Origin of the sequence: Chlorobium sp., assembly GCF_021740465.1 — a bacterium.
In the GTDB taxonomy this organism is placed as follows: domain Bacteria; phylum Bacteroidota; class Chlorobiia; order Chlorobiales; family Chlorobiaceae; genus Chlorobium.
In genome coordinates this window covers 69,709-83,831 of the sequence record NZ_JAIOZR010000002.1, presented here as the reverse complement: position 1 = coordinate 83,831, position 14,123 = coordinate 69,709, and the positions used below count along the sequence as shown (strand labels likewise).

The following is a 14,123-nucleotide window of genomic DNA, read 5'->3' as shown; positions in this document are numbered from 1 at the left end:
TCAACCTTTTTCCGGCAATACAGAACAACTCCCCGCCTTCAGGTGAGCCGTCATGACCTCCTTTATCCCGAGGGGAAGGGGTACCGGGCATACCACACCGGATATGCGTTCAACACGCTCATCCGACGAGTGTATTATTATATAACTGAATGGTTATATAATAATACACAACACCCACACTCCCAAATTAAATCTGTGTTTCAGGAACTTTTTTTATCACATCCGTTGGCCCTGTTTTCAACAATTAAAACAATAACTTAACCCTTACTTGAACTGGAGTTCCGGATGCGGTTTTTCAAAAAAAAATCCGGAAGATGGATTTTTTTCGCCGCTGAAGCCTATTTTCCATTCTTGAAGCGGGTTAATGCGAAACGCACTGCCGCCGCACGACTGGATCACCAACCATGAAAAACACGCAAGCCATGAGCGCTCATATCTATAAAAAAATCGAAATTGTCGGCTCTTCGGAAACCAGCATTGAAGAAGCGGTAAAAAATGCCGTTGCAAAAGCAGCCGAATCGGTAAGAAATATCCGATGGGTAGAAATTGTCGAAACCCGCTGTCACGTCGAGGATCAGAAGGTCGCCTACTGGCAGGTTACCGTAAAAATCGGTTTTACGCTCGACGAAAACTGAACGGTTCGCACGAAAACCCTCACCTGGAGAAAGAGAGCCTTACGGGCGACCTTTTTCCAGGTAATCATTTCAATGAATTTCCCCGGTACCAGGTATTTTCCGCTTTCAGGCTGAAGCAGCATTCCTGAAGTTGTTCTTTCGAATAGTGAAAGGCAATGCTATCGCAGCAGATCCCCTTGTGTGGACACGCTTCACGGATGCAGTCGCAACGTGACAGGCTCACTGTAGGCCGACATGCCATTTTTTTCGGTACGGCGTATCCGTGTGCCATTGCAGGAAAGATAACAGGAAAACACTTTTACGACTAAAGCTCCTGGGTATAATTAATCGACCAGTTTAGCTGTCCGTGGCTGATTTCAAGACCGTCAGCATTGGTCCGGGTAACCACAGGTGCCCACGCCAGGGCTGCCGAAATCGAGGACCGCTCGGATACGCTGTAACCGAATCCGGCTGTGTAATGGTTTTCGGTTATGGCCGGAAAAAGGGGGTTGAGCCAGGTATCGGGCACCGGATTCGATGCGAAGCTTGCCCCGGTCCTCAGTGCAAGCCTGTCGGTAGCCCGGTACTGTACCCCTATGGACAAGACAGTCTGATCCTTCCAGTTCTGCAGCATCTCCACATCGAGCTGCTGCCCCGCAAACGCTCCGTTGGAAGGGGAGTTGTCAGCGGTAAATGATGTTGAAAAGTTCCTCATTACTGAAGACCAGTCGATATGCCTGACGTCGGCGGCAATCATCCATCGCTCTGCCGGATACAATGCCAACCCGGCCGCGAAGGTTGCCGGCCACTCGAAATTCCGAACCTTGATTGTGCCTTTCACCGAAACGGGATCAGCCAAACTGAACGCATCTCCGGTTCCGGAAAAGGAGAGCACTGCGTTGGATGTTTCGAGATCGGAAATCCGGGACTGCAAGTGATAGCTTCCTCCCACCGTAAGCAGTTTTCCGAACCGGTGGGTAAAACCAACCTTGAAACCCGTACCGTAACCTATCGCCTCGCCCAGAAAAGCGTTATCGTTGGAGAAGTCGTAGCGGACATAGTCGATATCGCTCACCATACCCGAACCGATCATTCCCCCGAGCGTACCGAGCATCGAGCCGCCCACCGAGCCCCCCTGCCCCATGGTCATGGCGGCAAAATGCGATCCGTCCATGTCCATCCGCAGATCCATGCTCGCCCAGAGAAAATCGAGGGAGGCTCCGATGGTGGTATTTTCGGTCAGCTTGTACGCCAGGGGAAACATCAGCCGACCCACTCCCACCTCGGAGCGGATATCCTCACCACTCAGGGGAACCATCATACTGCCCATCATGGAATTCCCATAGCTGAAAAGCGAAGAATTTTCGCCGTACTCCGTGCCCATACCTCCCTGGGCAAGAACGGCGACGCCCCAGATAAATGCGCCATCCCTTCTCATGTAGGAAAGCGACGGCATATAGTAGGCGTCCCCATCCGATCCGGCACTAATGCCCGGCACCTGAAGAGTGACATCGGGATGAAGTCCGCGGATACCGATACCGATCTCCGATGAGCGATCCTCCATCATGCCGAGGGTCGCAGGGTTGTTCATAACGGCCGAATTGCCGGTATCGTATGCCATGCTTGTCCCTCCAAGGGCATGGGATTTCGCTCCGTACCCTTCAAGGTTCATGCCGTTCGTGGCGAAAGCTGTGGAAGAAGCTGACAGGAACGCGATAAGCGTCATTCCGGGGAGTGTTTTTCGAGACATACGCTGTTGCTTTTACATGGTTTACGCGGCTAAAGGCACCCAAACCCGCACTGATCCCCTAACTGAATCAGGATAGATGATGCACAGCACTCCGAAAAGGAGGGACGAAGAGCGATGCACCGGGAACGGGACAAGGAGCGAACAGGGATAACGGACTATATCACCATATAGTTATCTATAGATAATAAAAATATCCGCAATACCGAAGTAAAAAAAAGAAAGCAGCAGAAACCGGTGAATGAAAACAGGGAGTACTCTGTGGCTGAACATCCGAAGGAAAGTGAGGAATGGAAAAGGAAAAAAAAAGGTGCGCAGGAGAGCCCTGCGCACCGGAAAAGAGTAAAAAAATCAGTGATCGACGCTGTAGCACTCGGGAGCCAGAGACCAGTGCTCGGGCGACATCCAGAGCGTCGAGAGCATCAGCTCCCTGATATGGGAGAACTCCTTGGGGAGCCTGTCGTAAATGATTTCGAACAGCTCCTCGTGAGAAAGCAGCTCTTTTTTCCATGCTTCGCGATCGACCGACATGAGCTTCGAGAACTTTTCAGGGGTCATCTCTTCGAGACCTTCCCAGTCGAGCGCTTCATACTTCGGCATCCAGCCAAGCGGACTCTCCACAGCGCCGGCTCTTCCGTGCACGCGGTCCACAATCCACTTCAGCACCCTCATGTTCTCGCCGAATCCGGGCCAGAGGAACTTGCCGTTCTCGTCCTTGCGGAACCAGTTGACACCGAATATCCGCGGCAGTTCGGAAAGCGTCCTGCCAACATGGAGCCAGTGGTTGAAATAATCGCCCATATGATAACCGCAGAACGGAAGCATGGCGAACGGGTCACGACGAACCTCGCCGACTTTTCCGGCAGCCGCCGCGGTTTTTTCGGAACCCATGGTGGCCGCGAGATAAACGCCGGAGTTCCAGTTTGCGGACTGATAGACGAGAGGCACGGTATCCCTTCGGCGACCGCCGAAAATAAATGCGCTGATCGGAACACCGGCGGGGTTCTCCCAGTCGGCATCCAGAGAGGGACACTGGCTTGCCGGGGAGGTGAAGCGGGCATTCGGATGCGAGGACGGACGTCCGCAGCCGGGCGTCCAGGGGTTTCCCTGCCAGTCGATCAGTTCCGGAGGAACCGTATCGGTCATATCTTCCCACCAGACATCGCCGTCCGGCGTCATTGCCACGTTGGTGAATATCGAGTTGCTTGCCAGGGATGCCATGGCGTTCGGATTCGATTTGTTCGAGGTGCCGGGAGCGACTCCGAAAAAGCCGTATTCGGGGTTGATGGCATAGAGACGACCGTTTTCGGCAGGCTTGATCCAGGCGATATCGTCGCCGATGGTGGTGACTTTCCATCCGTCATACGATTTCGGAGGAATCAGCATGGCGAAGTTGGTTTTTCCGCAGGCACTCGGGAAAGCCGCAGCCACATAAGTCTTCTCGCCATCGGGCGATTCGACGCCGAGAATGAGCATGTGCTCGGCAAGCCAGCCTTCGTCGCGGGCCATCGAGGATGCGATGCGCAGGGCAAAGCACTTTTTGCCGAGCAGGGCGTTGCCGCCGTATCCGCTGCCGAACGACATGATGGAGCGCTCCTCCGGGAAATGGACAATGTATTTCCTGTCGTTGCATGGCCATGGCACATCCTGCTGTCCAGGCTGAAGCGGGGCTCCGACCGAGTGCAGGCAGGGAACGAATTCGCCGCCGTCGCCGAGCACATCGAGCACCTTGCGGCCCATTCTGGTCATGATGCGCATGTTGGTCACCACATAGGGCGAATCGGTAATCTCCACGCCGATATGGGCGATCGGAGAGCCGAGAGGGCCCATGCTGAAGGGAATGACATACATGGTGCGGCCCTGCATGCAGCCGTCAAAAAGCCCGCGAAGCGTCTCCTTCATCTCTTTCGGCGCGACCCAGTTGTTGGTCGGGCCTGCGTCCTGACGGCGGATGCTGCAGATATAGGTGCGGTCCTCCACACGGGCGACATCGCTCGGATCGGAGCGGCAGAGGTAACTGTTCGGGCGCTTTTCGTCCGAAAGTCTGATGAACGTACCGCTCTCTACCATCTGCTGGCAGAGGGTATCGTACTCTTCCTGACTTCCGTCGCACCAGTAGACGGAATCCGGCCGGCAGAGATCGGCGGTTTCCTGCACCCACTGGAGCAGTTTAGGGTTTTTCAGAAAATCCGGGGGATTGATCGGCGTAGAGCTCATGATCGTCCTTGTTTTTTATAGAGAGTTGAAAAAAAAAGTCCGCAGTCACCCCTGACTGCGGACATGCAAATAAAATCTATGTGAACCGGATGTGCCAGCTGAAGCGCATCACCGGATTCGGAATATTGGGAATCATGCCTGTAAGGTTACTTGACTGCTTTGGGCTGTTTGAGTGCATCGAGAATCATTTTCTCGAAAACGGCCTTGCTTCTGGCCCCTGAAATGATCTGGATAATGCGTCCCGACCGGTTGACGACAAAACTGGTTGGAATGGAACGTATCCCTCCCTCGACATACCGTCCATAGGCGCCAACCAGTTTCTGATCGGCCATGACCACAGGATAGCTGATGCCGTTGCTTTTCATGAAGCTTTTGATGGATTCGTCGTTTTCGTTGACCGCCACGCCGACAAAGGTGAACCCTTTGGCCTTGTATGCGTTCTGCAGGGCGACCATATCGGGTATTTCCGCCCTGCAGGGAGGACACCACGAAGCGAAGAAGTTCACGATATAAGCCTTTCCTGCGAGCTGCCTTGAAGAAACCGCTTTTCCGTCCACGCCGACGGCCGAAAATGCCGGAGCAAGCGGCGACTGGGCCGCACCGGCTGCACCGGCCGTAAAGAGTATCATCAGAGCCGCCGCAAGAACCGCCGGGACGGTGAACGCTCTTTTCACCATACGCATCGTAACTGTCATCATGACCATATCTGTTTCAATCGTTAAAAGTGCAAATATACATATCTGACGCCTTTTAATATACAATTCCTGCGTTTTTTAAAAGGAGCTTGCTTCGCCTGATTAATCTTTGCTATTCAATGATAAAAAAACTATATTTCGGCTTTATTTTTGAAATGGCCAACGCCACCTTAGCTCAGCTGGTAGAGCAACTGTTTCGTAAATAGTAGGTCGTGGGTTCGAGTCCCGCAGGTGGCTCGCATCCGGCAGATGTCGCATAAACGCCGTCAGGGGCGGGGCGGTACACCGCATTTCTCAAGAGCCGTTACCGGATAATCCTAACGTTTGATTTCACCATAAAATCCTATCCACACTGTCACTATGCAAGAAGGTAAGATTTCCCAGATCATCGGTCCTGTTGTTGACGTAGATTTTCCTGAAGGACAACTTCCCTCGATTCTGGATGCGCTCTACATTGTCCGGCCCGACGGCTCCAGACTGGTTCTGGAAACCCAGCAGCATCTCGGCGAAGAACGCGTCCGGACGGTAGCCATGGAAAGCACCGACGGCCTGGTCAGAGGCATCAGCGTCATCAATACGGGCAAATCCATTCAGGTTCCCGTCGGCTCCGAAGTCCTCGGGCGGATGCTCAACGTCGTTGGGGACCCTATCGACGGCAAAGGCCCGGTCGACACGAAAAAAACCTACTCGATCCACCGCTCCGCTCCGAAGTTCGAAGATCTTTCGACCAAGGCGGAGATGTTTGAAACCGGCATCAAGGTCATCGACCTTCTCGAACCGTATTCCCGAGGCGGAAAAACCGGCCTTTTCGGTGGCGCCGGCGTCGGCAAAACCGTGCTCATCATGGAGCTGATCAACAATATCGCCAAACAGCAGTCAGGCTTCAGCGTATTCGCCGGTGTAGGTGAGCGTACCCGCGAAGGAAACGATCTCTATCATGAAATGATGGAGTCGGGCGTTATCGAAAAAACTGCGCTCGTGTTCGGCCAGATGAACGAGCCTCCCGGAGCCCGCCAGCGGGTTGCCCTGACCGGTCTGAGCATTGCGGAGTATTTCCGTGATGAGGAGAACCGCGACGTGCTTCTTTTCATCGACAACATTTTCCGGTTCACCCAGGCTGGTTCCGAGGTATCCGCGCTTCTCGGCCGCATGCCGAGCGCCGTGGGCTATCAGCCGACCCTCGCGACCGAAATGGGCGAACTCCAGGACAGGATCACTTCGACAAAGAATGGTTCCGTCACCTCCGTACAGGCTATTTATGTGCCTGCGGATGACCTTACCGATCCGGCTCCTGCAACCGCATTCGCTCACCTCGATGCAACGACGGTGCTTTCGCGCTCCATTGCCGAGCTCGGCATCTATCCGGCTGTCGATCCTCTCGACTCGACATCCCGCATTCTCGATCCGAACATCGTCGGAGACGATCACTACAATACCGCTCAGGCCGTCAAACAGATCCTGCAGCGCTACAAGGATCTGCAGGATATCATTGCCATTCTCGGTATGGACGAACTCAGCGACGAGGACAAGCTGGTCGTTTCAAGGGCAAGAAAAGTACAGCGCTTCCTTTCACAGCCGTTTTTCGTCGCGGAAGCCTTCACCGGTCTTGCCGGCAAGTACGTCAAACTCGAAGAGACCATCAAGGGCTTCAAGGAGATCATTGCAGGCAAACACGACAATCTGCCTGAAAATGCATTCTACCTTGTCGGAACCATCGAGGAAGCTGTTGAAAAAGCAAAAACCCTGTAATAACCTCTGATTAACCATGGCGACTACCGACAAAGGGTTTGAAATCGACATTGTAACGCCGCAAAAGCTTTTCTTTTCGGGAGAGGTCACGAGCATTACGGCGCCAGGGCAGGATGGCCTGTTTCAGGTCATGAAGAACCATGCGCCATTGCTTTCCGCATTGAAGACCGGCAAGGTGAAAATAGTGCTTGCCGACAAAAGCGAAAAAAGTTTTACCGTCGCGGACGGCTTTTTTGAAGTGAGCGGCAACAAGGCGATTCTGCTTACCGAAAACATTGCCTGATTTCATCTCAATCGTAAAAAAACATCAGCAGCGTAACCTCTGCTGATGTTTTTTGCTTGTATGAAAACGCTTGTACCGAAAGCCCTGCAGAGGGGAGATACCATCGGGCTCATATCTCCCTCATCCCACTGCTCCTTCCCCGACAGAATCCAGCAGGCGGTATCCTATCTCGAAAAAAACGGCTACAGGGTAAAACCATCGCTCCATCTCAACTGTATCGATACCGATCCGGCCATCGCCGACGAAGAGAAGCTGCAGGACCTGCACGGCATGTTCAAAGACCCTACGGTCAGGGCTATCGTCTGCCTTAGAGGTGGAGCCGGGTCATACCGGCTGCTGAAAAAAATCGATTACGGCCTCATTGCTGCAAATCCCAAAATTCTGGTAGGCTATTCCGACATCACAGCCCTGTCGCTTGCGGTCTTTTCAAAAACAGGGCTGATCAGTTTTTCAGGGCCGATGCTCGCAACGGAACTGCACGGGCCGACACCCTATACCGAAGAGCATTTCTGGGGAATGCTCACATCTCCGGCCTACGCACTTTCACTTCGGAACCATGAGAGCCATCACGTAACCTGCATCAGGGAAGGCCGCGCCGAAGGACAACTGATCGGCGGAAACCTTTCCGTGCTGTCATCGATGATCGGCACTCCCTACCTGCCTCGGTTCAGGGATACCCTGCTATTCCTCGAGGACATAAACGAGCCGGCCTACCGTATCGACAGAATGCTGTCGCATCTCGGAAATGCGGGCCTTCTTGCCGAAAGCCGGGGAATCCTGTTCGGCCAGTTCGGTGGCGAACAGGAAAATTCCGGTGAGAATATCCGGCTTGAGAAAATTTTCGACTATTACTGCCAGCATGCCCATCCGGATGTCCCGGTCATGCGGGGACTTTCGTACGGACATATCAGCAATCTCATGACCATTCCGGTAGGGGCAAGGTACCGCATGGAGGTTTCAGTCTCGGCATTCAGTCTCAGGGCTCTCGAACCGGTAGTTCTTCAATAGAGGTACTTGTAATATCATGCCGAAACAGTGGACAGCGTCAGCTGAAAATCCCGAAACGCTTCAAAGCGAAAAATCAGCCGGCACCGCCGGACTTGACGCCTACCGCGTTGTACTCTTCAACGATGACGATCACTCTTTTGACGAAGTGATCTTTCAGATCATCAAGGCCGTTAACTGCAGCCGCTCGAAAGCCGAAAAACTTACCTGGGAAGTACACCTCAAGGGACGGGCTGTGGTCTACTCAGGGCCTATCGAACGCTGCATCTATGTCAGCGCCGTACTCGAGGAGATCTCCCTAAAAACCGAAATCCAGACCGGCTGAAGCGCTTTGCCGCAAGAAACTCCCTCGCACCGCGAGGTATCAGAGGCAATTGCCCTCGCCATGAAGAACACTCCGGTTGGCGATGGAGCACCGCTGCATTCGCGAAATGGCCTTGTGCATCTTCCGGTAGCGAAGCACACCGATGACTCCTGTAGCGACCCCGGCCACGGATACAGAGCATCACGACCTTGCGAATCCATGCATCCGCAGCGTAGTGAATGATGGGTGGGCCGGGTTCCCGCTTATTTATACCCCTTGGTTTCTTATATTCAATGTTTTATCCTGTTGAACAGGCATACCGGCGTTTTTTTAAACTTTTCGAACGAACGATGAGCAATTCCGAAGAGAAACGGGTGCAGAACATTGGCTTGGCTCCCGATAAAGTCATGCACAAACTGGTTTCGCTGGCCAAACGCCGCGGGTTTATTTTTCCGTCGTCTGAAATCTACGGAGGACTCTCCTCCTGCTTCGATTACGGCCCGCTCGGCAGCGAGATGAAGAAAAACATCAAGGATCTGTGGTGGAATGCGATGACCCGCCGCCACGTAAACATCGTCGGCATAGACGCATCGATCATGATGAATCCCACCGTGTGGGAAGCTTCGGGCCATGTGGCGAGTTTCAACGACCCCATGATCGACGACCGCACCACCAAGAGGCGTTACAGGGCGGACCACCTGATCGAGAACCATATCGAAAAACTGCGCCGCGACGGCAAAACGGAACAGGCCGAAAGGGTACAGGCCTCCTACGAAGCTGTTGCCGCTGCTCCGGATGCGAACAGGGCGCTTTACGAACTGATTCTCGGCGAGGCGATCAAGGCGCCGGATACCGGCTCGGGCGACTGGACCGAAGTACGCCAGTTCAACCTGATGTTCCAGTGCGGAATGGGTGCCATAGCCGACACGTCTGGCATCGTCTACCTGCGCCCCGAGACCGCACAGGGCATTTTCGTGAACTTCCACAATGTTCGCGAATCGTCGCGCATGAAGGTGCCGTTCGGCATCGCGCAGATCGGCAAGGCCTTCCGAAACGAGATCGTGAAGGGAAACTTCATTTTCCGAATGGTGGAGTTCGAGCAGATGGAGATGCAGTATTTCGTCAAACCCGGTACACAGATCGAAGCGTTCGAGGCATGGAGGGAGATGCGTTTCGCATGGTACGTCAGCGAGCTCGGCATCAGCCCCGGTAAGCTGCACTGGTACAAGCACGACAAGCTCGCCCACTACGCAGACCTTGCCTACGATATCAAGTTCGAGTTCCCCTTCGGCATCGAGGAGATCGAGGGAATCCATTCGCGCACCGATTTCGACCTGAGCCAGCACCAGCAGTATTCGGGCAAGAACATGGAGTATATCGACCAGGTCACCGGCGAGCGCTACCTCCCTTATGTGGTTGAAACTTCCGCCGGATGTGACCGTCTCTTCCTCGCACTGCTCTCGGATGCCTACAACGAGGATGTCGTAGACGGTGAACAGCGCGTCATGCTCAAGCTGTCGCCGAAGGTGGCACCGGTAAAGGCTGCGGTGCTGCCGCTCATGAAGAAAGGGGAGATGGGCGAAAAAGCCGAACAGCTCCGCAGCGAGCTCTCGGGCTCGTTCCTTGTGCAGTATGACGACGCCTCATCCATCGGCAAGCGCTACCGCCGCCAGGACGAGATCGGCACTCCGTTCTGCTTCACCGTCGACCATCAGACTCTTGAAGACCAGACCGTAACCGTGCGCTATCGCGACAGCGCGGCCCAGGAACGGATCGCAATGGCCAGCGTGAAGCAGTTTCTTGCCGAAAAACTCATGTGAAAAGCTCTTTCCCGTAACCTGTCAACCAATCCTGTTCCGTAATCATGCGTTACGATGTCGCTGTCATAGGAGGTGGCCCCTCAGGCGCCGTTGCCGCCGCCGAGCTGGCCAAGGCCGGAATTTCGACGGTTCTCTTCGAACGGAACCTGGAGAATGTGAAACCCTGCGGCGGGGCTATCCCGCTGGGACTTATCGAGGAGTTCGCCATTCCCGCCGAACTGGTGGAAAAAAAACTCTCCCATATGCGTGCCCGCTCTCCGAAAGGGCGGGTCATCGAAATGAATATGCCGAACGGCTATGTCGGCATGGTTCGGCGGGAAAAGTTCGACAGCTACCTGCGCGCCGAAGCCGTACGGGCCGGAGTCACCATCGTCGAGGCCCTGATGAAATCCATCAGCCAATCGGGAGACGGATTTCTCATATCATCCCTCAACGACAAGGCGGAGCCTCTGGAGGCCCGCTATATCATCGGTGCTGACGGGGCGAACTCGAAAACCGCCGGAGATCTGGGCTTTCCGCCCAACGAGCTCAAGGTGATCGCCATGCAGCAGCGCTTCAGATACACACCCTCCATCGAGCAGTTCAGAGATATCGTGGAGATCTGGTTCGACGGGGAGGTTTCTCCCGATTTCTACGGATGGATTTTTCCCAAAGCCGACCACCTGGCCATCGGCACCGGAACGGAGGATAACCGGCACAACATCAAGGCGCTGCAGAGGCGGTTTGTCGAAAAGATAGGAATCGCCGACCAGCCATATCTTGACGAGGCAGCAAAAATACCCATGAAGCCCCGCAAATCGTTTTCAGGGGAAAAAGCTATTCTCGTTGGGGATGCCGCAGGGCTTGTCACACCGGCAAACGGGGAAGGAATATTCTTTGCCATGCGCTCCGGAAAGCTCGGAGCGGAGGCCATGATCGAACACATCAAACAGGGCGCTCCACTCTCGAACTACGAGACGGGATTCCGCAGGCTCTATGCCCCGATCTTTTTCGGTCTGGAGGTGCTGCAGGCGGTCTACTACCGAAATGACCGGCTGAGGGAGAGCTTTGTAGCCATATGCGCAGATGATGATGTGCAGCAGATCACTTTCGACTCCTATCTCTATAAAAAAATGGTGCCTGCACCCTGGTCGACGCAGATGAAAATCTTTTCGAAAAACATCTATCACCTGATCAAGGGAAGCTGACCTACAGGGAAAGCCGCCTCTGTCATCACCGTCGTTAACCGATCACGCTTATGAGTCTTGCCTGGCTTGGGCTGCTCTCGCTGCCGAACTGGTTCATCCATCTTTCATCCTCACTGGAATGGGGTGTGGCAGCCCTTATGATGTATCGCTACGGAAAGATCACAGGCCGCACGGATATCCGATTTTTCGGGCTGTCGATGCTGCCGCACTGGTTCGGGAGCTTTTTCGTACTGACCTACCACATCACCACAGACAGCATCCCCCTGCTGCTCGATCTTTCGGAAACCATCAACCTGCTGGGCAGCATCTCTCTACTCTGGGCTACACTGCGAATACTCAAACGTGCCGGACACTCTCAGGCGGCAGGCTTCGTGGGCTGTCTGGGCACTGTCATGATTGCCGGCAAACCACAGTCCTACATGGGAGACGACGTTTTCGACGCCATTCTGCAGATTTCAAGTGTGGTATACATCTCTTTTCTCGTTTCGATGATCATGGTTAGAAGGAAAGACCCTTCGGTATTTTCAGGGCTGACGGTAGCCGGGTTCTGGTTCGTTCTCGTGTTTATATGCGTCACCGTGTTCTTCATGTACCTTGCCACAGAGGTGCGGGGATTTCAGTCGCTTTCACATGACGACCTGCTGCACGGCTCGGCCGAGAGCCTGCTCACCGTCAGCAACCTCATGATCGTGCTCGGCATTCACCAGCAGACCAGATGGTATGAAGCGCAGATGAAAACCCGCTCAGTGCCTGAGCATTCGTAAATATGCTTTCGTATCGGAAAGCAGGGCGAGAGCTTTCTGCAAAACGGGATCGTCCGCGAGTTCGGCCTTGCGCGATGCGGTTTCGTTGTAGTGGCGCATGATTTCAAGTTCGAGCAGCCGGGCTATCCGTTTCGATTCCCCCTCTATCTTTTTCCTCTTCAGCTCTGCAAGCTCGAGCTTCAGCCCTTCGAGGCTTTTGGTGACATTGCCGCTGTTTCCCGCCTGTTCGGCCTTTATGCTCTCTTCAAGCTCCATGAGCCTTCGCTCGGGAGCCGAGGTGAACGAAAACTTCTCCTCCAGGAGAAACCCGGCAAAAGCCTCCATGAGAGAAGCTTGTTCGAGCGACTTTTCGGGAGCCTCGGGGTGCGTCGCGCGATAGCGGGAGGCAAAAAGAAAAATCAGGCCTTTGCTGCGAAGTTCCTGCTCGTATTCCGAGCGCTCCACGCCCTGCACCGTGACATCCGGCGCAATGCCCCCTCCCCCGTAGACCTTGCGTTTTCCTGTGGTATAATAGACCGGCAGCGACTCGGGATAGTGGTTTTTCTTCAGAACGTCGCGTACCGAAGAGCTCTCGCTGCGGGGTTTCTGGATCAGGCGGCCTGAAGGCGTATAATATTTTGCCGTAGTCAGCTTCAGGGTATTGTCGTAGGGCAGCCTGACCACCGACTGTACCAACCCCTTTCCGTAGGAACGCTCTCCAAGCACAATGCCGCGGTCGAGGTCCTGTATGGCTCCCGATACGATTTCGGAAGCGGAAGCGCTTTCCCTGTTTATAAGCACTGCGAGCGGAAGCCCTGCGGCAAGAGGAAAATGCTCTGTCTTATAGATTTTTTCGGATTCGGAAGCTCTGCCCCGTATGGTGACAACGGTACTTCCGTTCTCCACGAACAGCGAGGAGATTTCTACCGCCGAGGCGAGCAGGCCTCCGGGATTGCCTCGCAGATCGAAAACAAGACCGTTCATCGGCTGCCTGTCAGCTGAGGCCTTACGCAGCAGTTTTTCGACCGCCTCACGGATGTCTTCGGTCGAGTGGCTCGTAAAACTGCTGAGCTCGATATAACCGGTTCTGCCGATAATACCGGAATAGGAGACCGTACTGACACGAACTTCCTCTCTGGAAAGGGAAATGACTCCCGGCGAGTGCCCGCCTTCCCGCTCGATCTTCATGGTAAGGCGGGTTCCTGTGGTGCCCTTGATCATCTCCCTGATCTCATCGAGGGTTTTCCCCCGAACCGGACGGCTGTTGATCATCTCTATCCGGTCGCCGGTCCTGATGCCGGCTTTCCCTGCGGGATAGCCGTCGAGCACCGATGTCACATAGATTTTTTCGCCGAACCGTGCCATGCTGATACCGATGCCGGTATACTGGCCGCTGGTGAGTTCGCCAAGCTCCTCGGACTGACTCTCATCGAGAAAAACCGTGTAGGGATCCAGAGCCGCCAGCATGCCGTCGATTGCGGCATACATCAGCGAACTGACGTCGAGCGGCTCGACATAGTTCACCGAAAGCTCACGGTAGATGTCGCCGAAAAGGTCTATGCCCTTTGCTATTTCCCGGAACTCGCTATCCGGCTCTACCCGGGAAGCCCCACAAAGGGGAGCGTCAGGAATGAAGCTGAAAAGGAGTGTCGCCGTCAGAGCTGCGGCTGCACGTTTGGCGCGTGATGGAGTTTTCATGAGCCGTTATCTTTATTGATCGACCTTTTCCCCTTCGGCTCCCCGCTGCCTTCGGGCACCG

General features: G+C 54.4%; 12 protein-coding genes and 1 tRNA gene. 9 read left to right on the top strand and 4 right to left on the bottom strand.

Features of this window, described 5'->3' with window-relative positions; translation table 11 throughout:
• Positions 1-422 precede the first annotated feature (422 nt).
• Positions 423-635: a dodecin gene (locus K9G39_RS01455; RefSeq protein ID WP_292003218.1), complete on the top strand. Its 213-nt coding sequence runs from the start codon at positions 423-425 to the stop codon at positions 633-635.
• 304 nt (positions 636-939) lie between these two features.
• Here K9G39_RS01455 and K9G39_RS01450 read toward each other — a convergent pair whose 3' ends face one another.
• The 3 genes from K9G39_RS01450 to K9G39_RS01440 all read right to left on the bottom strand — a co-directional run bounded on the left by K9G39_RS01450 (position 940) and on the right by K9G39_RS01440 (position 5,207).
• Positions 940-2,364, bottom strand: a complete 1,425-nt coding sequence (locus K9G39_RS01450; RefSeq protein WP_292003142.1) for an outer membrane protein transport protein — start codon at positions 2,362-2,364, stop codon at positions 940-942.
• Between the two features lie 348 nt (positions 2,365-2,712).
• A complete protein-coding gene (locus tag K9G39_RS01445; RefSeq protein WP_292003141.1) occupies positions 2,713-4,578 on the bottom strand; it encodes a phosphoenolpyruvate carboxykinase (GTP) in 1,866 nt (621 codons plus the stop codon).
• 146 nt (positions 4,579-4,724) lie between these two features.
• Positions 4,725-5,207 carry a TlpA disulfide reductase family protein gene (locus K9G39_RS01440; protein ID WP_292003217.1) on the bottom strand — a complete coding sequence of 161 codons (483 nt, stop codon included), beginning with the start codon at positions 5,205-5,207 and terminating at the stop codon, positions 4,725-4,727.
• 230 nt (positions 5,208-5,437) lie between these two features.
• Between K9G39_RS01440 and K9G39_RS01435 the strand changes: the two genes are divergently transcribed.
• The 8 genes from K9G39_RS01435 (at position 5,438) to K9G39_RS01400 (ending at position 12,385) form a co-directional block, all read left to right on the top strand.
• Positions 5,438-5,510 (top strand) — tRNA-Thr (locus tag K9G39_RS01435).
• A gap of 123 nt (positions 5,511-5,633) precedes the next feature.
• Positions 5,634-7,022 carry a F0F1 ATP synthase subunit beta gene (atpD, locus tag K9G39_RS01430; RefSeq protein WP_292003140.1) on the top strand — a complete coding sequence of 463 codons (1,389 nt, stop codon included), beginning with the start codon at positions 5,634-5,636 and terminating at the stop codon, positions 7,020-7,022.
• 16 nt (positions 7,023-7,038) lie between these two features.
• Complete coding sequence (atpC, locus tag K9G39_RS01425) at positions 7,039-7,305, top strand: ATP synthase F1 subunit epsilon (protein ID WP_292003139.1); 267 nt, start codon at positions 7,039-7,041, stop codon at positions 7,303-7,305.
• A 60-nt stretch (positions 7,306-7,365) separates the two neighbouring features.
• Positions 7,366-8,313 carry an LD-carboxypeptidase gene (locus K9G39_RS01420; RefSeq protein ID WP_292003138.1) on the top strand — a complete coding sequence of 316 codons (948 nt, stop codon included), beginning with the start codon at positions 7,366-7,368 and terminating at the stop codon, positions 8,311-8,313.
• A gap of 16 nt (positions 8,314-8,329) precedes the next feature.
• A complete protein-coding gene (locus K9G39_RS01415; protein ID WP_292003137.1) occupies positions 8,330-8,635 on the top strand; it encodes an ATP-dependent Clp protease adaptor ClpS in 306 nt (101 codons plus the stop codon).
• 329 nt (positions 8,636-8,964) lie between these two features.
• A complete protein-coding gene (locus K9G39_RS01410; RefSeq protein ID WP_292003136.1) occupies positions 8,965-10,434 on the top strand; it encodes a glycine--tRNA ligase in 1,470 nt (489 codons plus the stop codon).
• Between the two features lie 44 nt (positions 10,435-10,478).
• The gene (locus K9G39_RS01405; RefSeq protein WP_292003135.1) at positions 10,479-11,621 is read left to right on the top strand and encodes a geranylgeranyl diphosphate reductase; all 1,143 of its coding nucleotides are present in this window, start codon (positions 10,479-10,481) and stop codon (positions 11,619-11,621) included.
• Between the two features lie 50 nt (positions 11,622-11,671).
• Positions 11,672-12,385, top strand: a complete 714-nt coding sequence (locus tag K9G39_RS01400) for a DUF3593 domain-containing protein (RefSeq protein ID WP_292003134.1) — start codon at positions 11,672-11,674, stop codon at positions 12,383-12,385.
• Here the strand turns inward: K9G39_RS01400 and K9G39_RS01395 are convergent.
• Positions 12,365-14,062, bottom strand: a complete 1,698-nt coding sequence (locus K9G39_RS01395) for a S41 family peptidase (RefSeq protein WP_292003133.1) — start codon at positions 14,060-14,062, stop codon at positions 12,365-12,367. The two genes, K9G39_RS01400 and K9G39_RS01395, sit on opposite strands and share 21 nt — an antisense overlap.
• Positions 14,063-14,123: the final 61 nt, after the last annotated feature.

Excerpts from the sequence above, each read along its gene's own strand:
- K9G39_RS01455 (WP_292003218.1), top strand. The coding sequence starts at position 423 with ATGAGCGCTCATATCTATAAAAAAATCGAAATTGTCGGCTCTTCGGAA.
- K9G39_RS01415 (WP_292003137.1), top strand. The coding sequence starts at position 8,330 with ATGCCGAAACAGTGGACAGCGTCAGCTGAAAATCCCGAAACGCTTCAA.
- K9G39_RS01440 (WP_292003217.1), bottom strand. The coding sequence starts at position 5,207 with ATGATACTCTTTACGGCCGGTGCAGCCGGTGCGGCCCAGTCGCCGCTT.
- atpC (WP_292003139.1), top strand. The coding sequence starts at position 7,039 with ATGGCGACTACCGACAAAGGGTTTGAAATCGACATTGTAACGCCGCAA.
- K9G39_RS01405 (WP_292003135.1), top strand. The coding sequence starts at position 10,479 with ATGCGTTACGATGTCGCTGTCATAGGAGGTGGCCCCTCAGGCGCCGTT.
- K9G39_RS01445 (WP_292003141.1), bottom strand. The coding sequence starts at position 4,578 with ATGAGCTCTACGCCGATCAATCCCCCGGATTTTCTGAAAAACCCTAAA.
- K9G39_RS01420 (WP_292003138.1), top strand. The coding sequence starts at position 7,366 with ATGAAAACGCTTGTACCGAAAGCCCTGCAGAGGGGAGATACCATCGGG.
- K9G39_RS01450 (WP_292003142.1), bottom strand. The coding sequence starts at position 2,364 with ATGTCTCGAAAAACACTCCCCGGAATGACGCTTATCGCGTTCCTGTCA.
- K9G39_RS01395 (WP_292003133.1), bottom strand. The coding sequence starts at position 14,062 with ATGAAAACTCCATCACGCGCCAAACGTGCAGCCGCAGCTCTGACGGCG.
- atpD (WP_292003140.1), top strand. The coding sequence starts at position 5,634 with ATGCAAGAAGGTAAGATTTCCCAGATCATCGGTCCTGTTGTTGACGTA.
- K9G39_RS01410 (WP_292003136.1), top strand. The coding sequence starts at position 8,965 with ATGAGCAATTCCGAAGAGAAACGGGTGCAGAACATTGGCTTGGCTCCC.
- K9G39_RS01400 (WP_292003134.1), top strand. The coding sequence starts at position 11,672 with ATGAGTCTTGCCTGGCTTGGGCTGCTCTCGCTGCCGAACTGGTTCATC.